The organism is Photobacterium halotolerans DSM 18316 (assembly GCF_000425165.1).
Classification (GTDB): Bacteria; Pseudomonadota; Gammaproteobacteria; order Enterobacterales; family Vibrionaceae; genus Photobacterium; species Photobacterium halotolerans.
On record NZ_KE384319.1, the window covers coordinates 644,772 to 666,621 of the forward strand.

General features: G+C 49.7%; 15 protein-coding genes. 7 read left to right on the forward strand and 8 right to left on the reverse strand.

What is annotated here, in order from left to right:
• Positions 1-225 precede the first annotated feature (225 nt).
• Positions 226-1,155, forward strand: coding sequence for an AraC family transcriptional regulator (locus H511_RS23320; protein WP_036759501.1), 930 nt, complete (start codon positions 226-228; stop codon positions 1,153-1,155).
• A 178-nt stretch (positions 1,156-1,333) separates the two neighbouring features.
• Here H511_RS23320 and yghU read toward each other — a convergent pair whose 3' ends face one another.
• Complete coding sequence (gene yghU / locus H511_RS0112290) at positions 1,334-2,191, reverse strand: glutathione-dependent disulfide-bond oxidoreductase (RefSeq protein WP_027252558.1); 858 nt, start codon at positions 2,189-2,191, stop codon at positions 1,334-1,336.
• A gap of 939 nt (positions 2,192-3,130) precedes the next feature.
• On the opposite strand from yghU, the gene H511_RS0112295 reads away from it, so the two are divergent.
• The 5 genes from H511_RS0112295 to H511_RS0112315 all read left to right on the forward strand — a co-directional run bounded on the left by H511_RS0112295 (position 3,131) and on the right by H511_RS0112315 (position 8,907).
• The gene (locus H511_RS0112295; protein ID WP_027252559.1) at positions 3,131-4,153 is read left to right on the forward strand and encodes a TRAP transporter substrate-binding protein; all 1,023 of its coding nucleotides are present in this window, start codon (positions 3,131-3,133) and stop codon (positions 4,151-4,153) included.
• 57 nt (positions 4,154-4,210) lie between these two features.
• Entirely contained in the window at positions 4,211-4,786 is a 576-nt protein-coding gene (locus H511_RS0112300) for a TRAP transporter small permease (protein WP_027252560.1), read from the forward strand.
• A 26-nt stretch (positions 4,787-4,812) separates the two neighbouring features.
• Entirely contained in the window at positions 4,813-6,099 is a 1,287-nt protein-coding gene (locus tag H511_RS0112305; RefSeq protein ID WP_027252561.1) for a TRAP transporter large permease, read from the forward strand.
• Positions 6,100-6,369: 270 nt separating this feature from the next.
• Positions 6,370-7,806: a 6-phospho-beta-glucosidase gene (locus tag H511_RS0112310; protein ID WP_027252562.1), complete on the forward strand. Its 1,437-nt coding sequence runs from the start codon at positions 6,370-6,372 to the stop codon at positions 7,804-7,806.
• Positions 7,807-7,902: 96 nt separating this feature from the next.
• Positions 7,903-8,907 carry a LacI family DNA-binding transcriptional regulator gene (locus tag H511_RS0112315; protein WP_027252563.1) on the forward strand — a complete coding sequence of 335 codons (1,005 nt, stop codon included), beginning with the start codon at positions 7,903-7,905 and terminating at the stop codon, positions 8,905-8,907.
• Positions 8,908-9,046: 139 nt separating this feature from the next.
• On the opposite strand, the gene H511_RS23325 is transcribed toward H511_RS0112315, so the two are convergent.
• Positions 9,047-10,237 (reverse strand): SGNH/GDSL hydrolase family protein, encoded by a 1,191-nt coding sequence (locus tag H511_RS23325; protein ID WP_276324927.1) that lies wholly within the window; start codon positions 10,235-10,237, stop codon positions 9,047-9,049.
• A gap of 649 nt (positions 10,238-10,886) precedes the next feature.
• Between H511_RS23325 and H511_RS0112330 the strand changes: the two genes are divergently transcribed.
• Positions 10,887-11,231, forward strand: a complete 345-nt coding sequence (locus tag H511_RS0112330; RefSeq protein WP_161445029.1) for a hypothetical protein — start codon at positions 10,887-10,889, stop codon at positions 11,229-11,231.
• 61 nt (positions 11,232-11,292) lie between these two features.
• Here the strand turns inward: H511_RS0112330 and H511_RS0112335 are convergent, their stop codons facing one another.
• The 6 genes from H511_RS0112335 to H511_RS0112360 form a co-directional block, all read right to left on the reverse strand.
• The gene (locus tag H511_RS0112335; RefSeq protein ID WP_027252566.1) at positions 11,293-12,381 is read right to left on the reverse strand and encodes a toxic anion resistance protein; all 1,089 of its coding nucleotides are present in this window, start codon (positions 12,379-12,381) and stop codon (positions 11,293-11,295) included.
• 11 nt (positions 12,382-12,392) lie between these two features.
• Complete coding sequence (locus tag H511_RS0112340; RefSeq protein WP_027252567.1) at positions 12,393-13,097, reverse strand: phospholipase D-like domain-containing protein; 705 nt, start codon at positions 13,095-13,097, stop codon at positions 12,393-12,395.
• The gene (locus tag H511_RS0112345) at positions 13,094-17,965 is read right to left on the reverse strand and encodes a DNA repair ATPase (RefSeq protein WP_027252568.1); all 4,872 of its coding nucleotides are present in this window, start codon (positions 17,963-17,965) and stop codon (positions 13,094-13,096) included. Before H511_RS0112345 ends, H511_RS0112340 begins: the two co-directional genes overlap by 4 nt.
• A 60-nt stretch (positions 17,966-18,025) precedes the next feature.
• Positions 18,026-20,113 carry a flotillin family protein gene (locus H511_RS0112350; protein WP_027252569.1) on the reverse strand — a complete coding sequence of 696 codons (2,088 nt, stop codon included), beginning with the start codon at positions 20,111-20,113 and terminating at the stop codon, positions 18,026-18,028.
• 16 nt (positions 20,114-20,129) lie between these two features.
• Entirely contained in the window at positions 20,130-20,750 is a 621-nt protein-coding gene (locus H511_RS0112355; protein ID WP_027252570.1) for a hypothetical protein, read from the reverse strand.
• A 554-nt stretch (positions 20,751-21,304) separates the two neighbouring features.
• Positions 21,305-21,697, reverse strand: a complete 393-nt coding sequence (locus tag H511_RS0112360; RefSeq protein WP_027252571.1) for a hypothetical protein — start codon at positions 21,695-21,697, stop codon at positions 21,305-21,307.
• Between the last annotated feature and the right edge of the window lie 153 nt (positions 21,698-21,850).

Consider the following 21,850-nt stretch of genomic DNA (forward strand, 5'->3'; position numbering starts at 1 on the left):
CTCGGAGAAGATTGCCTATTTCTACAAACCGGTCAGTTCAGCAAGTAATAACACCAGTACCGGTAAAGATTACAGACTCTTGAGCCTGTAAAATACAGCAACGCGCCATGCCTGACATCTTGCCTTTTTCTACACAATCCTTGCCTAATCCTCTAATTGTCATTATGAGATAAAACAGTGGCAGTGAGCTTGCCTTATACTCTATAGTCGCATGTGGATGAGAAAATGGTGAGTGACACAATGACGGCTATCCAACAAGAATTAATCAACCTGGTGAATCGGCATATTGACGGACCGGGACTGACCGAAACGGCGCTGCCGGACATTAAGCTGGTGCACAGCACGGAAAATACCTCCTGCTCACCCACCATCTACAGCCCGATGCTGTGTTTGCTGCTGCAGGGTGAAAAGCGTATTACGGCCGGGGCGCGTGAATTGTTACTGAAGGAAGGCGATTTATTACTGGTGCCTGTGATGATGCCTGTTGTCGGCGAGATCCTTCGCGCTTCAGCAGAGCAGCCTTATATCGGCATCAGTATTGCGCTGGATCTCAAGGAACTGACCGATTTACTGATCACCATGAACGAACCGCCCGAAGCCATCACCAAGTGCCCTTACTGCATCAGAACCGTAACATCTGATGACGATATACTGTCGGTGTTCAAACGTTTTCTGGCCTTACTCGACCATCCTGAAGATGTCCCCGTCATGTTGCCACTGCTTAAACGGGAACTCATGTTCAGGCTGCTGAAAAGCCCGGTAGGGGTTCAGCTTCGCCAGTTTTTGTTACGGGATACCCAGGCCAACCGCATCAGTAAAGTCGTCGAGCTGATCCAGCAGCGATTCAAAGAGCCGATCCGGGTGCAGGAGCTGGCCGATATGGTTCATATGAGTCAGTCTTCGCTGTTCAACGCCTTCAAAGCCGTGACATCCATGACACCGCTGCAGTTCCAGAAACAACTCCGGCTCAATGAAGCGCGCCGAATCATGTTACAGGACGGCATAGACGCCTCTGCCGCCAGCTACAGAGTCGGTTACGAAAGCCCGTCCCATTTCAACCGCGAATACAGCCGGCTGTTTGGTATTCCACCGATGACAGACATCAGCCGCCTGCGAGGTCACAAACCAACGACCGATGACAGGATTCAGATGTGATGCGGGGCGTTACCAACCACTGAGTAAAAGCGCGGTAATGCGATTGCGGCGATCCTTTGAAATAATCACCACCGCCATAGACGGTGGTGTAAGGGTGACAACAGCAAGTGGCAGACGACGCTGCCACTTCGAAGCCTGTTGCTTAAGAGCAACTTCTGAAAAATGAAGACTGACTGAATCAGGGCTTCAGTTTCAGTACCGCGTCAATATCTGCAGCGCTGTGTCGCTCAGGTAGTATTTCCCATTCTTCACCGGACGTTCTGTTCACAATACGGCCGCGCTGTACCGCCGGACGTTCAAGGATCGCTTTCGCCCACCGCTGCACATGCTGATAACTGCCGGCATCGAGAAACTCTGCCGCATCATAGGCATAGCCCAGCACCAGATTGCCGTACCAGGGCCAGATCGCCATATCAGCAATGCTGTATTCTTCACCGGCAATAAAAGTGTTGTTTGCCAGCTGCTTATCCAGCACATCCAGCTGGCGTTTGGTTTCCATGGTGAAACGATTAATCGGGTATTCAAACTTCTCCGGCGCATACGCATAAAAGTGCCCGAAGCCGCCGCCCAGATAAGGCGCAGAGCCTTGCAACCAGAACAACCAGTTCAGTACCCGGGTACGCTCGGCGATATCGACCGGTAAAAAGTAGCCGAATTTTTCCGCCAGATAGACCAGAATCGAGCCCGACTCAAACACATTGACAGGTGCGGGGCCGGATTGATCCACCAGCGCCGGAATTTTTGAATTCGGATTGACCGCCACAAAGCCCGAGGAGAACTGATCGCCATCGCCTATGTTAATCAGGTGCGCATCATACTCGGCATCGGTAACCCCCAGCGCCAGCAGCTCTTCAAGCATAATGGTAATCTTCTGGCCATTTGGCGTGGCCAGAGAATAAAGCTGTAATGGATGGACACCCACAGGCAATGCCTGCTGATACCTGGCGCCGGAATCGGGACGGTTGATACTCGCCCACTCACCGCCGTTTTCAGCATCCATAGTCCAGACTTTCGGTGGTACGTATTCATTTGCCATGCTGTTACCTCGTTGAATAAATTCGACCCTGACTGATACATATTGGGCCATTCTCTGCCAAATCACGGTCTCAAACGCCTTTGAGTTAGAACCCTTTACTATTAACAAGTTTCACAAAGTATATAGGCCTGAGTGACAAGGCGATCGGGAGGCGCTTTTGCCAATCCCGCCAGAACAATACACACCCGACTGCATATATCAGTCCGCCCAGGCGCTCTGAGTCTTTCATAAGCTCTTGTATTGGCACTTGCGCTGGCTTTACATTGACAGAGACAGACCGATACACAGACAGAATATTGCAAAGCCTGGGGAACGGTCAGGGGGCATTCTTCATTATTTGACCTTTTCAGATGTATTTCTGAATTAAGCTACAAAAATACACAGACTTTTACTTATCATCAGGCACCATCTTATAAATAAACCGCTTTACTGATCACGCCTATTTCCTGCTGTCACTACTCCGGACTTTGCTTTATCCTTTGTGAATAATAAACCAAAGTGTAAAAGCCCCAGCGGCTTAAAATCATCACAGAATTATAAAAAACCACAACAACAACCCGTAAGAAACATTGAAATAATAACACCTTACCATTCCACACTTTCAGATGCGCAAATTAATTTAATTAATCATTCAATTAAAAACAAACCATTATTATCAGTCATAAAAAACCTAATAAAAACAATGTCAACCTCTTTATGGTTATTATTTATCACATTAAATATCCTGATAAATAATCGTGACACAAGTCACACCAGAAGACATTCTATCGACGAATTACTTTAATAAAAACAATAATATTGTCAGGGTATTAAAGGACTGAAACTGAAAATTGCCACTATTCAACCGGATAAAAACCACAATTAACCGTATGTTAAACCGTCACGGATTGATTATTTTTGTCTGAAATGGCTTTAACGCATTCCAAAAGGAGGGACGTGATGTTTATTCACCGTCATATCAAGCAAATTGCTGCAATGTCTTGTGTTGCTGCAACGTTAGGATTTTCCACTCTGGCTAATGCAGATACCTGGCGTTACGCTCACGAAGAATATGAAGGCGATGTGCAAGACGTTTATGCCCACAAATTTAAAGATTATATTGAAGAGCACTCTGACCATAATCTGAAAATATACCGCTTTGGTGAGCTGGGTGAATCCGACGATATTATGGAGCAAACCCAGGCCGGTATTCTGCAGTTTGTTAACCAGTCACCCGGTTTTACCGGCTCGCTCATTCCTGAGGCACAAATTTTCTTCATCCCTTACCTGATGCCAACAGACATGAAAGCCGTGATCAATTTCTTCAAAACCAGTAAAGCGGTGAACAACAACTTCCCTGCACTGTATGAAGAACAAGGCTTAGAGCTGCTGAAGATGTACCCTGAAGGCGAAATGGTGCTAACGGTTGATGAACCTGTTACCTCTCCGGAAGAGCTCAAAGGTAAAAAAATCCGTGTCATGACCAACCCTCTGCTGTCCTCCACCTATGAAGCTTTTGGCGCTACCCCGACCCCACTGCCCTGGGGTGAAGTCTACGGTGCCCTGCAGACCAATATGATTCAGGGTCAGGAAAACCCGATCTTCTGGATTGAGTCCGGCGGTTTGTACGAAGTCTCGCCAAACCTGATCTTTACGCACCACGGCTGGTTTACCACAGCTTCAATGGCTAACAAGAAATTCTTTGATGGCCTGTCGGACGAAGACCAGCAAATGGTCAGGCAAGCGGCGGAATACGCATTCAGCGAGACCATGAAACACATTACGGGCCTGGCTGAAAAATCCCTCGCTAAAATCGAGCAATCCAGTGACGATGTCACGGTAACGCGCTTATCTGCCGAGCAGATTGCCAAATTCAAAGAACGTGCACCTCAGGTAGAAAAAACCTTTATTGAAATGACAGGGTCGGACGGTCAGGAACTGCTGGACCAGTTCAAAGCTGACTTAAAAGCTGCTCAACAATAATAAAGTCGTACGAGGTACCGTCTGACAGGCGGTACCTTACTGTTTGAGGAAGTTGTTATGTCCGATTCCGAATCATTGGAATACCACTCGGAATTGCCCGGTGTGCTCGGCAAAGTCGATACACTGATCAGTAAAATTGAATCCTTCATGCTTGCCACAGGCGTGCTGCTCATGGCCCTGAACACCTGCGTTAACGTAGTGGCGCGGTTCGGCTTTGGCCAGGGCCTGTTCTTCTCCGGCGAAATCAATCGCATACTCATCATTCTGATTACTTTTGCCGGCATTGGTTATGCTGCCCGTCATGGCCGCCACATCCGCATGTCTGCGGTGTATGACATGCTGCCTTTCAAAGGCCGGAAAATCGTCATGATCCTGATTTCAGTTATCACCGCCGCGATCATGTTCCTGCTGGCTTATTTTTCCTATCAGTATGTGCTGTCTGTTTTTGAGCGTGGCCGTATTTTACCGGCATTAGGTTTTGAGATTTGGTGGATATATATCTGGGTTCCCCTGGGATTTGCCGTCACGGGTGTGCAGTACCTGCTCACCGCCTATAAAAATGCGACCAGCCCGGAAATCTACCTGTCCACCGGTGTGCTTGACGAGTACACAGATACCAAAAATAAAGCATAAAAAATGAAGTACAAAAGGTATTCACCATGGCAATGACCTTAATGCTGATCATGATAGTGATGCTGTTGATCGGCTTCCCTATGATGATCCCACTGATTACCGCCGCCCTGACCGGCTTCTACATGATGTTTGGCGGTATGGGCCAAATGGATACCTTTATCCAGCAAGTGCTGGGCGGGATCCGGCCGGCCTCTCTGATCGCCGTCCCTATGTTTATTCTGGCCGCTGATATTATGACCCGTGGCCATTCAGCCAACCGCCTGATTGATATGGTGATGACCTTTATCGGCCATATCCGGGGTGGCCTTGCCATCAGTACCGCGGCTTCCTGCACCCTGTTTGGCGCGGTTTCGGGCTCTACTCAGGCTACCGTGGTCGCTGTGGGTTCAACACTGCGCCCCAAGCTGCTCAAAGCCGGCTACAGCGATTCTTTTTCACTGGCCCTGATCATCAACTCCAGCGATATAGCCTTCCTGATCCCACCCAGTATCGGGATGATCATTTACGGTGTCATTTCAGAAACCTCTATTGCTGAGCTTTTCATTGCAGGCGTCGGCCCCGGCCTGATGATTCTGATGTTCTTTTCTCTGTATTGTCTGGCTTACGCCACTATCAATAAGGTACCGACAGAAGAACGCGCCAACTGGTCTGAGCGCTTTGATGCCGCTAAAAGCGCCATCTGGCCGCTGATGTTTCCGGTGATCATAGTTGGCGGAATTTACGGCGGAATTTTCAGCCCGACCGAAGCTGCAGCCGTGTGTGTGCTTTACGCTGTGTTTCTGGAGTTCATTGTTTTTCGCTCGCTGGGCAGCAAAGATATTTACGCCATCGCCAAATCCACCGGTTTGATCACCGCGGTCGTTTTCATTCTGGTCGGTGTGGGGAATGGCTTTTCCTGGATCATATCCTTCGCGCAGATTCCGCAAATGATCCTGGAAGCGGTCGGTATTGATGAAATGGGTCCGCTCGGCGTGCTGGCATCTATCTCGGTGGCCTTCTTCATTGCCTGTATGTTCGTCGACCCGATTGTGGTGATTCTGGTGCTGACGCCAATTTTTGCCCCGGCCATCGAAGCGACTAATCTCGATCCGGTTCATGTCGGGATCATTATTACCTTGCAAGTGGCGATCGGCTCCGCCACACCGCCGTTCGGCTGTGACATCTTTACTGCCATTGCGATATTTAAAAAACCCTATTGGGAAGTGGTGCGAGGCACTGGCCCCTTTATTGCCATCTTGCTGCTTTCCGCTGCCCTGCTGGTGGTCTTTCCTGAGATTGCTTTATTCCTGAGGGACATCGCCTTCGCAGAATAGCCTCCACAGCAGCTTAACGTCTGTGCTCTGCTCAGGCAGTCTGTCAGCTAATCAATTAACCCTTTCTGACAGACTGCCTGCCCGGTAAAACCTTCTCTCCAGCGCTTCCCCCAAAGCCATTTGCTAACCCGCAAGCGCAATGCTTTCTCTATCACGGAAAAAAGAAACCGGTTACAGAAACCGGTTACATTTTGAGATTGAATGATCTACACTTCGCTCAGGATCCAATATTGTTCTTGAGATCGTTTTGCCAACACAAGGGGGTTACAGATGTCACAACAAGGCTTTCCAACTGATTTTCTCTGGGGCGGCGCAGTGGCTGCCCATCAGGTTGAAGGGGGCTGGGATCAGGGAGGCAAAGGCGTCAGCGTGGTGGATGTGCTGACCAAAGGCGCCCATGAAGTGCCGCGAGTGATCACCGAGTCGGTAGAAGCGGATCACTTCTATCCCAACCATGAAGCGGTTGATTTCTATCACAGGTACAAAGAAGACATCGCGCTGTTTGCCGAAATGGGCTTCAAATGTTTCCGGACTTCCATTGCCTGGACACGCATTTTTCCCAATGGCGATGAAAAAGAACCCAATGAAGCCGGGCTGCAATTCTATGACGATATGTTTGATGAGTTGCTCAAACACGGGATCGAGCCTGTGATCACCCTGTCTCACTTTGAGATGCCGAACCATCTGGTGAAACAGTACGGCAGCTGGCTGAACCGTGAGGTTGTGGACTTCTTCGTGACCTTCAGCCAGGTCGTGATGGAGCGTTATAAACACAAGGTGAAATACTGGATCACCTTCAACGAAATCAATAACCAGCGCAACTGGAAACTGCCTATCTGGGGTTACTGCAACTCAGGCATGATCTACAGCGATCATGACAATCCGGAACAGGTGATGTATCAGGTGTTGCACCATCAGTTTCTGGCCAGTGCAAAAGTGGTGAAGCTGGGCCATGCCATCAACCCGGATTTCAAAATCGGCAGCATGATTCACATGATGCCGCTCTATCCGGCCACCTGCCACCCTGATGACGTGCTGCTGGCGCAAGAGCTGATGCGTCAGAAATACCTGTTCAGTGATGTTCAGGTACGGGGCTATTATCCCAGCTATCTGCGCAAAGAGTGGGAACGCAAAGGCATCACGGTTGAGATGCAGGCAGGCGATGAGGCGATTTTGCGCGAAGGCTGCGCCGATTATCTGGCCATCAGCTATTACATGACCAACATAGTGTCGGCGAAAAAAGACCCAGACGGCGAAACCACTTCCCTGTTTGAAGACAGTAAGCTGAACCCTTACCTTCCGGCCTCTGACTGGGGCTGGCAAATTGATCCCGATGGCCTGCGCGTCGCGCTGTCTGATCTGTACGAACGCTACCAGAAACCTATCTTCATCGTCGAAAACGGTTTTGGTGCCATTGACCAGGTCGAAGATGATGGTTCGATCAATGACGACTACCGGATTGACTACCTGAGTGCGCATATCCGGGCCGTTAAAGAAGCCATATCGATTGAGGGCGTTGATGTCATGGGATACACCCCGTGGGGCTGCATCGACTGCGTGTCTTTCACTACCGGAGAATACCGGAAACGCTACGGCTTTATTTATGTCGATAAGCATGATGACGGCAGTGGCACCATGGCACGGTCGAAGAAAAAGAGTTTCTTCTGGTATCAGAACGTCATCGCCACCAACGGTGAAAGCCTGTAACGGCGGATAAAGCATTCTAACAACAGCTAAAGTTCGCTACACTCGCCATCCGGCCGCGGCTTACTGCCCGTGGCCGGATGATAAAGAGGACAGGCAATGGCAACCATAAACGATGTGTGTAAAGCAACAGGCTATTCCAAAGCCACAGTGTCACGTGTTTTAAACGGCACCGGGCAGGTAAAAGCCGCCACCCGCGACGCTGTGCTTTCTGCCATGCAAGCTCTCGGCTATCAGCCCAACGCAATGGCGCAGGCGCTGGCAACCAATACCTCCAATACCATCGGCCTTATCCTGCCCCACTTTCAGAGCAGCTATTTTGGCAGCATTCTGCACCATGCCGAGCAAAGCACTCAGCAGGCCAATAAGAAGCTGTTGGTGGTCAACAGCCGCAACACCACCAGCGGTGAGCGGGAAGCCGTTGCCACCTTAGCCAATCAGCGCTGCGACGCGATATTGCTCTACAGCCGCCATTTAAGCATTGCAGATCTGGTTGCTCTGCAGCAGAGCGTACTGCCACCTTTGATCATCCTGAACCGCCAGTTTGAAGATAACACCCTGCACAGTTTCGGTTTGGATCAGCGCCAACTGGCAGAGATTGCGATGCAACATTTGCTGTCTCTCGGCCATCGCCACATTGCCTGCATTACTTCCCCACTGGCAAGCGAAACCGGTCAGATCCGCTATGCGGTGTATCAGCAAATGCTGGAGCAGCACCAGATAGCCATGCAGCCCGGCTGGGTCTACGAAGGGAAAAATACTCTGGCGAGCGGTTATCAGGCTGTGGAACACTTTCTCAGCAACCAGCAGAGCGTCAGCGCCATTTTTGCCTGTAACGATGACATGGCAATCGGCGCCATTCGTGCCTTGTTCGATCACGGTCTGCGCGTGCCGCAGGATGTCTCAGTGATGGGCATTGATAACGAACCTGCCGCCGCTTATGCAATTCCCAGCCTGACCACCGTCTCCTTGCCTATTGTCCGGCTCACTCAGGATGCCATGACACTGGCGATAGCCTTAGCCAATAAACAGCACACCCCAACACAGCACCAGACCTATAACGGGGAGCTGGTATTGCGTGAATCAACGCAAGCCCTGACATAGAGCCACTCCCCCAGCTCAGGCTGAGCAGTGAGTGCAGAGTACCGCATCGCTTCCCTTTCACTGAACGTCCCCTTTACTGCACATCCTTTTCACTGACAAAGCAGGGCAAATGCCCTGCTTGCCAAGATCCAGTATGTCGCTAAGGCTGGATGTTAAACGCGGAAATCACTGGCAGATACATGGCATTGGCGATGTATTTATGGGTTGCTGTAGTTGGGTGTGTTACACCCCAGAACACATACTTATCCGAACCATGATACGCACATTCATCGGTAAAGCTGTGGCTGTACAGATAGTCCGCTGCGGAATTGCGATTGATATCCAGACAGGCATCTTTGGCATTGGCAAAACCGTGTGATGCAGGATTTGAAGTGATCTGGTCGAACAGTTGGTGCGCATCAAACAACACCACCTTTACGCCTTGGTCCTGATAACGTTTTGCCTCGGCCTTTATGAAAGCGTTGAAGGCCAGAATCTTCGCCTGTACCTTGTCGATCTCTTCCTGCGTCGCGTACTTAAACTGCGGCGCACGGGTGGCATCCGGTAAGGTCATCAGCAGAATGTTTTTGGCGCCCGATTCGGTTAAGCGCTTCATGGCCGTGCTGTAATCTGCTTTGGCCTCTTCCACCGTGCGGTCGTAATTCATGAAATCATTCAGCCCGAATTCCAGCGTAAACAGGGTATTGGCCGGATGGTAATTCTGAGCCAGTTGCATGTACTCAAGATACGAGCTCACCTGCTCAGTCACCCCTGTCAGAGCGACATACTGATTGGAACCGGCTGCACCGCCCACTGCCCAGTTATACAGCGGAAGATTCAGGCTTTCTGCCAGATATTCCGTCCAGACAAAGCCGTTAGAAAAATGGCCGAGGAACCAGGAATTGCGGTTCGGGAACACCCACTGCGATGCGTTGAACAGGTTGCCGGTATCCGACAAGCTGTCACCAAAGGCGACCACTTTATTGATGCCCATTGAGGCAGCCAGATCGTTGGTCCAGATGGAATGGTTGTAAGACAGGCTGTTATCAGCTGCAAAATAGGTCATGTCAGCCGTTTCATGACTGACCCCCAGGGTTTCAGCACAGCGCGCTTTGATCTCTGACTGCGGCGTATGGGTATAGAACATGTTCTTAAACGACCAGGATGACCACCAGTAACCATTCAGCTGGTAATAGTCGCCCTTTTCATCCAGTGCCCATTCCCAGGTGGTGGCAGGATCATCGTGCGTCTGCGCCGGACGATACCAGCACCGGACATAGGTGTAAGTGTTGCTGCCCTGCACCTGCTCAATCTGCGCCGCCGACAATGGCTGAGTTATGGGCTGAGACATGGGTTGAAACATGGATTGAGACATAGCTTGAGCAAAAGGATGCTGTGAAGCAGACGCATCTCCACTTTGCGCAGCAGCAGTAAAAGGTAACAGCATGAAGAGTAATAATTTTTTCATAATGAGCCATACGTTATTGGTAAGAGGTATGACCTATAGATGATGGTAACGGAAGGTGTCAAAGTTGCACTGAAACTACGAGCAATAAAATGGAACCCAGTTCAAACCGGGGTGAATTTGTAAACGATTAAAACGGTGCGAATCTGGCAGCCATACATAACTCTGCCCATATTATCGTCAGTCCTACACAGGTACACGAAATCCGCCTTCCCGGTTGATATTTTTCTCACTTCAGAATTGGCGGATGCTAAATAAGATTCATTGGCTCTATGTTCTTACTTTAATGGCTCAATCTCAGGAACCGCATCAAGAATATCAATTTATTATGTTTTTGAATTTAATAGCAATCTCGAGTCAAAGCTTCAAGTTTTCAGTTTGGTGCAGGTATATACTGAACCCCAACCGCACTGTTTTCAAATTCAATTTCTGGTATTAAAACCTGTGTGATATAAAGGCTGAACAGCAGTCTAATATTTTGAAAATTATGCGTTTGTGGAAACTATATTTCTGGTTCAGTATTTATAATCTCATCATGGCGATTCGTCTTACCTATCAGGATGCGCTGACGCTTCTGAGTATTATCGACTGTGTTGTTTTATTATTCGCTGTGATTGGTTTACAGGGCTATGTATACCGTATTCAATATTTTTCAGCACAATTTTGGCGGTATTTCTCACCTTTCTTCATGGTATGGCCCTGTCTCGTTACCTTAATGATTATTGATCTGGAAGCGATAGAGACAGTGGCAATGGCGTTGTTCTCGTTTCTCATCATGACCTATATTCCGATGAATGTGGCTCTATATCGTTATAAATCACTCCATCCAACACTGAGTAAAATACAGCAACCTGAAAGTCATCAGGAAACACAACCATAAAAAAACGGCAGTTTTCACTGCCGTTCTGATTAATGTCCGCCTATGATGCAGCTCAACAGCATCATTCAAGCGTTTGCTGCAAGGCCACTTTCAGCTCTTGCTCGGCTTTCGCAATGACTTTTTCGGCCTGTTCGCGTTGCTGACGACCTTCTTTGACGCGGGATAGCGTGTTGTTCAGCGTTTCAATCGTCAATTGATTTACCGCCTGCAGGGAGTCGAGATCCAGAATGCCGCGCTGGTAGTTTTCAGCAATTTGCTCTTCCAGCACTTTCAGGTGTTCTGCGTTTTTCACGTACTGTTTGTTGGTGTAATCCTTCACCGTCCGGGTGACTCTCAACGCCTTTTCTTTCTCGTAGTTGGAAATCGCAATCAGGAACTGACGTTTCCACAGCGGGAAAGTGTTGTGGATGATATCCTGAATATCTTCCATCAGCATCTTATTGCCTTCCTGCGACAAACGGATCTGCGGTGCGGTTTGCACCGCGGCAAGCCGGGTGAGCTCCAGATTGTGAACCCGTTTTTCCAGCCGCGCGACTGCCTGACTGGCATCACGGTATTTCTGTGCTTCCAGCGCATCGCCGGATTGAACAGAGGCCGCGTGCAAGGCCGGTAATACATCCGTGTTCAACTGACTGAGTTTGTATTTACCCGCGGCAATGAAGTGCTCCAGGCCTTTGAGCAACTCGAGGTTGTTATCGTACAGGCCATCCAATTGCGTGATATCGTGCGCCAGTTTCACTTCCTGCGCTTCCAACTGCTGCGACAACTGCTCAAGCTGTTGCTTGACCGAATCAAAGCTGCGGGAGAACTTCCTGAAGGAATCAAACAGCTCGCCAATCAGCGGCAGGTTCGCCAGAAAGCTATTGCCTTTGAGGCGGTCAAACGCGGCGCTGTCCATCGACTCCACCATAGATTGCAGGATTTCTCCGGCATCCCCGGTATCACGGACCCGAACCTGCTCCAGCACGTTATCGGAAAACGCAGTGATTTTTTCCAGCGCCTCTTTACCAAAAGTGATGGTTGCCACAGCGTCGAAAGGATCAAAACTGTCAGACAAGGCAACGATTTCGGGTGTCACGTCCAACTCCGACAAGTCTGCCGGACTGGCTGAGCGGACAGGTTGCGGCTCAGGGTTCACAATGTCATTCATCTGGGCTCTCCTTAACTCGGCTGATGACAAGGAAAACGCTGCCACAGATCTTCGAACTGCTGCTCGAACGCTGTCAGAAAACGGCGGTCATCCGTCAGCGTAATGTCTTCCTGATTGTATCTGGACGCACTGCGTGTCCAGTTGAAACTGCCGTTGATAAGCCGGGTGCCATCAAATACGGCAAACTTATGATGCATATGATAAGCCGTGGTATCAATTTTCACGGCGACGCCTTTACGGGCCAGATAATCAATGTCACTGCCAGCATCATTGAGTTTGTCGTTATCGGTGATCACCCGCACTTGCACGCCGCGTTCATGGGCCGCCAGAATGTGTTTGGTCAGCTCATCATCCGCAATCGTAAAGACACAAATATCCACTTTACTGCGCACCTGTCGCAGTTGCTCAATGATGCCGCCCGCACAGTCACGCCCCGGTGAAAACCAACTGGTTGCGACTTCTGCAATGGCAGCGCTGCGGGTGTTATCAAGCACTTTCACTACCCGTTCCAGCCAGCGAAGTACAGCAAGGGACTCAGTCCCTTGCTGTATGGCTTGTTGTGCCAGTTTGAAGCTCTGGTTGCGCAAAAAAGCACGATCATCATCCGATAAACCGGCTTCGACCAGCGATGCCTGTAAATCTCGGCGCTCGCTGTCGTCCAGCCGGCCATCGTCAAGCGACGCTTTCAGCCAGTCGAGCCACTGTTGCTGATTCATTGCAAATCCTCCGGTTTTACAGGCTGAGTGAACCGCGCAACATGCTGATTCAGCATCGCTAATTGCTGAACAACTTGTCCGGCACGGTCACTTTCATCACCCATCATTTGCTTGCGCTGATAGGCTTGTTTAATGTCTTCCCAGCGGGCTTTCTGTTCAGCGCTCATGTTGCCGCGCAGCTCTGCCAGCTTGAGCAGGTTTTCTTCTGTGCCATTGGCCAGCGTTTGCGCTTCACCCTGATAGTGATCCTGAAGCAGCGTATTGAGTTCATCATCCGTCATCACCGAAGCGATTTTCTCAGCCAGCTTGTTCATGTTCCGGTAAGAACCCTGCAGCTTAAACGGCGGCTCAACGCGATAGTCATCAGCCGTGGCCGCCGACAGAATGTACTGCTGATTCACCTTCAGAACCGTCTGCTGAACCAGCATCAGTTTTTGCAGCGTCGCCACAATTTCGTTGGCTTCGGTTGATGAATACGAGTGCGACATATCGCTCAGCGCAACGCCATCCCCTTGTGCCATTTTGACAAACCGGTACAGATCATTCAGATCGCGGGTTGCCAGTGGCGCCAGAACCGGATTAGAGGTGAGTGAGTTCTCAATGAAGCTCAGCTCAAACGCATATTGCTGATCCGACAGCATGTCACCCAGGTTATAAATATCGGCCCGGTTGGCCAGCATGTCCGGAATCCGGAACGCTTCACCGGTTTCGGTATACGGGTTCCCGGCCATAACCACAGCGAACTTCTTGCCGCGCATATCATAGGTTTTGGTTTTCCCCTGCCAGGTTCCTTCAATCCGTCGGGTACCGTCACAGAGCGAGATGAATTTCTGCAGCAGTTCCGGGCTGGTGTGCTGAATATCATCCAGATACAGCAACACGTTGTTGCCCATTTCAAAGGCCAGATTGATCTTCTCAATTTCACGCGCAGAGTTCTGATCCGGCGCATCGGCCGGATCCAGCGAGGTGACCTGATGGCCAATTGACGGGCCGTTGACCTTCATAAAGACCAGTCCCAGCTTATGCGCCACGTATTCGATCAGGGTGGTTTTACCGTAGCCAGGCGGAGAAATCAGCAGCAGCATCCCCATCAGATCTGTCCGCTTCTTGTCGCCGACTGTGCCCATCTGCTTGGCAAAATTGTCACCAATCAGATGCAGGTAGCTGTCGCTGATCAGCTTGTTGCGGACGAAAGAGGTCAGCGGCCGCGGTTTGAACTCGTTCAGCCTGAATTGATCTTTTGCCTGATTCAGCAATGCCGTCCGCTGACTCAGATAAGCTTCAAACTGAGGAACCACTTCGCTGCGGTGGTGTTCACAGCGCTGGATGAAATCATCCAGTACCAGTGTTAATGTGCCACCTTCAACCCGATCGTGCTCGCCCAGCAGTCCCTGCACAGGACAAGCCAGAGAGAAGTCCACCGGGCTCAGCAAGCGGTCTGAATGAGTTTTGCATACCGCAATCGCAGCGGCTTCTACTACAAACGCCTCACCGTATTGCTTCTGAGCGGTGTAAGCACTCAACCATTGCTGATGATCGGCAAAGGCGACATCCAGCGCCTGTTGCTCGCCGTTCCAGCCCAGACTGCGACGAAATTGCAGGTAATCTTCACTCAGTTCAAAGCCATCCTGACTGACTTCAATCCGCACATCCGTTCCTGCCAGTAACCGAATCAGATAATCGCTGCTTTCCATAGCAGCCTGCCCTTGCACCGACTCGGCCAGCGTGTGCTGCAGCGACAAGAATGCATCCGCGGAATTCAGGTGCTCTTTCAGCAACTGTGCATTTTTCGCTTTTTCCTGCCAGCGATGCAGTTCCGTTTCCTCCTGCATCATCAGCCACAACAGCGCATTGGCCCGCGCACGCTGGCTGAATCGCAGCAATCCGGCCTGTTCAAAGGTCGGCAGCACATCCTGCAATATCAGAGCGGCATCGTGATCGTGGATCCCTTTGACATACCCTTCTTTGTAACGCGGCGCTGCAAAGCGCTGAACCAGCGGCAACAAGGCTTTGTCACGGCCAGCCTGATAAAGCTGAGCAAGCGACAGATCATCGGCCTTATTCATCGCACTGTGCAGCATCAGGTATGCCAGGTATTCACCGCGATAAACCGCCTCACTTTCAGACGACACATCAAGGCGCGCGATCTGCTGCAGCGACAGGAAGGTTTCATCTTCAATGGGCTGATAAAAATCGGTACCGGAAATATGGGTGCAAAGCTGTTTGTTATGCTCCACCAGACTCAGATCAAGCCCCTGCTGGTTGACGCTGAACTTGTGACGGCCCAACCGCAGTACTTTGCCGCCATCTTCGAAGATATCCTGATTATCTCGCAGCGAGCGCAGCGACTGGTCTTGCAGCGATTTGAGCTTAGCATCCAGACTGTCCGCCTTGACGCTGTCGCCCAGATCACGAATCGACTGCGACAGCTGATGCAGTTTGAGCACCATGGCGTCGGTGGCGAAATAACTGTTCAGCGCTTTCACATCATCAAAACGGGACACCCGTTTTTCGACGCTGCCCATGGTGACATTGGCAGCCTGCATCAGGTTCTGTACCCGGCGCTGCTGCGCTGCAATCAGCTGTTGTTTGTGATTGTCCAGCGTCGACTGAATCTCATCGCGCTTGGCGTAAATCTCCACCAGAAACTGGTCGAAATCGGCAAAGCGGGACTCGAGTTTGTCCAGCTGACCAACCAGTTTCGCCAGTTGTGTATCACACTCATCCGGCGTGGTCGCCTGCTCCATCGCACTGCTGACCGACTGCCCCAGCAGTTTGAACTGGGCACTGAACTCGGCCTGAGCCTCGTTACTTTGCAGGCTCTGTGATTTGTTTCTCAGTCTGGCCGACACCGCATTCAGTAACGACGAGACTTCGGTGGTGAGATCCAGAATCCGGGTCGACTGGGTCGGATCATCGGTTTCAATGTCCGTGACTTCTTCCGACACCAGCTGCAAGTCTGCACGCAGCGTGTCAACCTGCTGCTGAAGCGCCTGAATGTCTGCGGTCTTGCTGACATCCGCCAGCACAGAGTCTATGTCGTGAATCTGTTGCTTAAACGGCTGATACGCCTTTTCTTCCTGTAACAACGCCAGCAACTGCTGGTTCAACTGCTCGCGGTGCTGCTGCAGATTGTCAAGTAAGGCATCAACACTGTCGCTATCCATATAATGCTGCTGACGCAGCGCCATGGTGGCCCCCACTTGCGCTTTCAGCTCGGACAGCAGGGACAACAGGACATTTGCCTGCTCTTTGGGTGCCAGTTTGATCTTCGCAATCAGGTTGGTTACGACCTGCTGATGCTCAACCAGGGCCTCTTCAGCGTGACGCTGCATCTGAAGAACTTTGGCAAACTCATCGATGATCTTGTTTGCCGTGTCCATCAGACTGTTGATCACCTCACCCATGCCCAGCGCATAGTGATGATTCAGCCAGTGATAGTGATCCAGCGTGGTCTGACACTCTTTCAGCAGCACTTCAAAAGCTGCCTGAGTGACTTCTTCTGTCTGAGCCAGCTGGCAGATAGACAGCACGGATGACAGTGCACGAACCAGTTCGGCATTGCCCAGATTAAACAGCGGGCTGGTGTTGTCAGCATTGGCATTCTGCGCGGCATAGTGTTCCGGGGTAGAAAACGGCGTATCCCAGATTCGCAGCGGGTGAATGGTTGACGCTTCCGCATTTTCAGACAGCTGGAATACCAGCATCCGGCCGTCGGGATAGAGGCTGAATCCGTGGCTCTCCAGAGGCGCCGCAAATTTCTTCTCAATCATGTTATAGGTAAAGCCAACATAATGGCCTTCGAGCATGTTGAAGAAGAAATACAGGATATCTTCACCGTTGGGGGAGGCAATTTTCTGGAAGAACTTCAGGTGCTGCCAGGGCATGTCAAACTGCTTGCTTTCACCGTTTGCCAGCACAAAACCGTGGGAATACAACACACCATGATCTTCCGGCAGCGCTTTGGCGCTCAGCCCTAACGCATCAGCCCGGGTAACTGACTGGTTGATCGGGTTATAAATAAAATAGCGCGAGTGCTTTTCACGGTGCGGTTTGATTTTTAATGTGATCAGCTCACCAATGAAGGCGTATTCAATGAAAGCATCGGCAACACTCTGGTGCGGGTCGTCGACCGATTCGCTGTAGATCCCTTTACCATCATCCGTGTTGTCTTCCACCTTGATGGTCAGATCGCCGCCAATGCATTCGACAAACAGCTTGTCGCGGATCGACACGTGCGGATGAGTACCGGCTACATGATCGTCACGGGTTGTGGCAATCCAGTCAAAGTCATGCTGCTGAACGTTTTCCAGCTGTTTGTTACCCAGCGAGTCAATATATTCAATTGAGTTTGCATTGAGCTGGAAACGGAAGACTTTGCGGTCTTCGGGACGCATCCCGATCTGGAAGGCAATGTACAAAATGCTTTCCTGACGCGAGATCTGTGTCAGGCGGGCATCGCTGTAGTAAGTAAAAAGTTCGGTGAATTCGTGCAGAAAACGGGCATCCGTCAGAAAACTGTTTTCCAGCGGCAAAGGTTCAATGCGGAACGTGCCGTCCTGCTCGTGTAATTGATATAAACCAAAGACATCCTGTAGGGACGGAGCGGATTTCAGGCCGACATGAACCTGATAACCGAACAGAAGCTGCTGATTGACCTGCGCCATATCAATGGGAATGGAGCGGGCTTGTGTCTGGACATTCGCTTTACCGACCAGTTGGCTTTCTTGGCCACCAAAGATTGTCTGACGATTCTGATTAAAGGTTTGAGACAGGGACTTGAGCTGTTTACCTTGCTGAAATAGACGGGATTTCAGTATTTCGTACGCCCCACCCTCGCTCACCGCTTGTTGAGTTGTTTCGGACATGCAATTACCTAATAAATCCCGCCTCATAAGAGGCGGGAAGCGTGGGATGATAGACGTAAATTACAGTTTGTCTTCTGAGTGAGTGCTCAGGGTACTTTGAATTTTCTTCAGCAATTCTGATGCACCGCCCTGTGAATTCAGCAGACCGGCCAGCGCGACATTACTCAGGTCGCTGCTTTTCAGATCTGTGTTTTCCAGGATGTCTTTAATGTCCTGAGGCATGCTGCGCAGGCCTTCAACATATTCAGAAACCAGTGGATTCAGTACTTTAGATTCGGCAAACTTCGCATCCATTGAAGCAGCATCCATAATGGTACGACGGATTTGCTCCATGCCTTCACCACCGAACAGCTTGATGTCCGCCTGAGACAGAGCCTGAGCCAGCGCTTTCGCGTTCTCGCCCACCACAGATTTCTGCGCGTCGATACGGGCGATTTCCAGCTCTTTATCCTGTTGCAGCTGCATCACCCACTTATCATGCTCGCGTGTGTGCTCATCGTACTGCTGAGCCGCTTCGAAACGAGCAGTTTGCGCTTCGGCTTCGGCCAGACCTTTCGCACGCAATGCCTGCGCTTCCGCTTCACCCGCACTCTGCAGTGCGAAAGCTTCCGCTTCACCCACTTCACGGATCGCCAGTGCACGCTCACGTTCCACTTCAATTTCGGCCAGCCCCGTTGAGCTGATCACTTCTTTCTCAGCTTTCGCCATGCGCTCTTTCGCTGCAGCTTCACGCTCTTTCGCGATAAATTCCGCTTCAGCACGCTTGGTCGCTACGATCTGGTCAGCTTCTGCTTCACGGGTCTTCACAGCCAGTGCGTTTTCAGCATCACGGGTCTTAACCTTCAGCGCAGCGTCATTTTCAATCAGCAGACGTTCCGCTTTCTCGCGGGCAGCGTCTTTCTCTGCACGGGCAGCAACCAGCAGTTCCAGCTGTTTCGCTTCTGCAATCGCTTCGGCTTCAGTCAGAGTGACACGTTTCTGACGGTTCACTTGTTCGTGAACACGCAGGTTCTCTGTCTCTTCCTCTTCGCGTGCAATCTTACGTTCAATTTCAACACGTTGAGAACGCGTTTCCGCCACAGCTTTGAGCGATTCTTCCACTGTGGTCTCTTTGTGCATTTCTTTCTCTGCCACTTCCGTTGCAGTACGGACCTTCTCCGTTTCAACAGCGCGTGTCAGTTCTTCCTGCTGGATTGCCACCTGACGCTGATTGGTAATACGCGTCATTTCGACTTCCATCTGAACGCTTTCGCGTTTCTTGGCTACTTCTTCTTCGGTCTCCAGTTTCGCCAACTGCGTCACGCGTTCATATTCTTCACGCTTCTCGGAAGACAAAGCTTCTTCCTGCGCTTTGATAATATCAATTTCACGTTTCGCACGCGCAATGCTTTCCTGCTCCTGCTTATCCAGTTGCAAACGGTTGGCTTCCGCTTCAACATTTTTCTTCTTGATGGTGGTGCGCTCGTCCTGACGAATCGCATTGGTTTCGGTATTCTTTTGCGCAGTGATCATGGAAATCTTGCGAATACCTTCAACGTCCAGAATATTGTCCGGGCTGTGTGCGTCCAATGAAGTCTGGTCAATTTTATCGATCACAACGTCATAGATTTTGAAGCCATCCATTTCGCTGCCGATCACTTCAACTACAGCATCACGGAAAGTCCGGCGATTAGTCAGCAGTTCTTCAAATTCAAACTGTTTGACGGCCGTTTTCAGTGCTTCAGAAAACTTCGGCTGGAAATGTTCTTTCAGACGTTCAATATTCGATGCTTCATGGGCGGTAAACAGCTTGGCAACACGAACAATATCTTCTTCTTCGTGGTTCACACCGATATAGAAATCCACTTTCAGGTCGGCACGAATATTATCGCGGCAGTGCAGACCTTCGTACTCTTCACCTTCCTGATCTTTACGACCGCTGCGAATCACAGATATCTTCTTACGCGTGATATCCATATATTCGTGCTGGTTAATGACCGGCCAGACGAAGGTACCGGTCAGAGACGCACGGGTGGCATGCAGACCATTGACGATCAGTGCATCACCTTCCCCTCGAACCTTTTTATATCTGGATGTGAGAAAAATTAAAATCAGTAAAAATATACCGACTCCAGCACTAATAAAGATAACGCTTGGAGAGATTTGCATAGCCAACTCCTTATACTTAGCTATTTTTCGCTACTATATAATGTTTTGTTGTTTTATTTTGAGAAACGATGATCACTTCATCGCCATATTCCATTGACATCTCCGGCTCAATCACCCGGACATCAAGTAAGAATTCGCTGCCGTTATGCTGCACGACAACTTCACCCCGGTTCTGGTTCACCAAACTGCTGTGAACCCGGCCTTTCAGGCCAATAAAGTCAACCTTGGCAAAGCTTTTCTTTTTATCAAACAATGGTGCCAAAGGTTTGAGCAACCAGGCGGCAATGAAAAGAGCCAGATAAGCCGTAAATGGAATCGACACGACTTCGGCAATCATCATCCAACCGGCTTCTGAGACAGCATTCAGCGCTTGTGCCAGATAAAAAGAGACAATGGTTCCGGCAAAGAAGCTGACGCACAAGGCCACCATTAACGGCACTTTCGACAGAATCGGCGGCAGAATCAAACCCGCACCCGGGATATTCTCCGCATCAAACAGATCAACATCCGGTGCGACACTTTCAACAATGTTGAATACCAGATCCACCAGCATGATGACCAAAAAGATCACAAAAGGAACGAAAAAAACATTCGTTGGAAAAGAGAGCAATATCGAGATCATTTCTTGAATGGTCATGCACACCAACTAATTTATAGAATTATCAATTTCAATTTATTTCAGGAAACCAGTCACATCTTGCGACCGTATATAAGGAAACGTTAAACAAGGTTTCTGGAATTTATCATCCCCATTCTTTGCCGACAATGACTTTTCCCCACATGAATAAATTGAAACATGACGTCGTGAGTCTGCTTAATTCGAAACGCCATCGGTCACTGTCAGATAAAAGGCTTATTTCTTACTTTTTTTGCTGTTATTTTCACTTTATAGACAGTGATTCTGACAGGCCGGTTACTCCTTCAGATCCGTATCAAACTTTGCCTGTTGGAACCCGAATCTGAAATTCACTTTTCCGTCAGAAAAAATATCTTTCCTCAAATCTCGTTGCTGCCAAACTGCGCAGGAACTGGAGGTGTAATTTAAAACTGAGGGGTATATATGAAAATCATGAAACTGATAAATTTGTTATTTTCTTGATGTTCCGGTCCTGATTATATCGGACCGGACTTAAGGTAACAGGACGGAAAGGCGGTCATTTCAGCAATAAGCCGAAAGCTGAAGTCAGCAAACTAATCAATCGCCGGAAAAGTTCGATACCCATCGACGATGCCATCTTTGATGAAAAAAACGAGTAAGTACCCTTCACCATACTGGCTTTGAACATTTCCGCCAATGAAATAAGCCAGATCATGATCGTACTCATGATACCCGGTTGGCTCACCAAGCAAATCAATCAAGGTCTCGCTTTTCATTCCGATAACACTATGTTCTTTAAGAAAGGAATAAACCATCGCACCTCTGACTGATTCATCTGCTTCGCTCCAGGCACTCTGACTGAACGCTTGATCACCTAAGGTTAAAAACGCTTCATTACTTTGCGGCTCAGAGCATGCTGAAAGTGTCAGTGCTGCCGATAAAATACATGCGCATTGCAAGTTTTCTGTCGTTCTGAATTTTGTCATTTCAATTTCAAAATTCCCTTGGCTATCATTTCTTAACTCTGATTAGCCCGATGTCTAGCTCTAATTATGTTCACGCCTTCAATACAGAATGAACAAAAAATGTATTTTACATCATGAGTTTGGCGCTAACGTACTGACAAAACAACTACACTG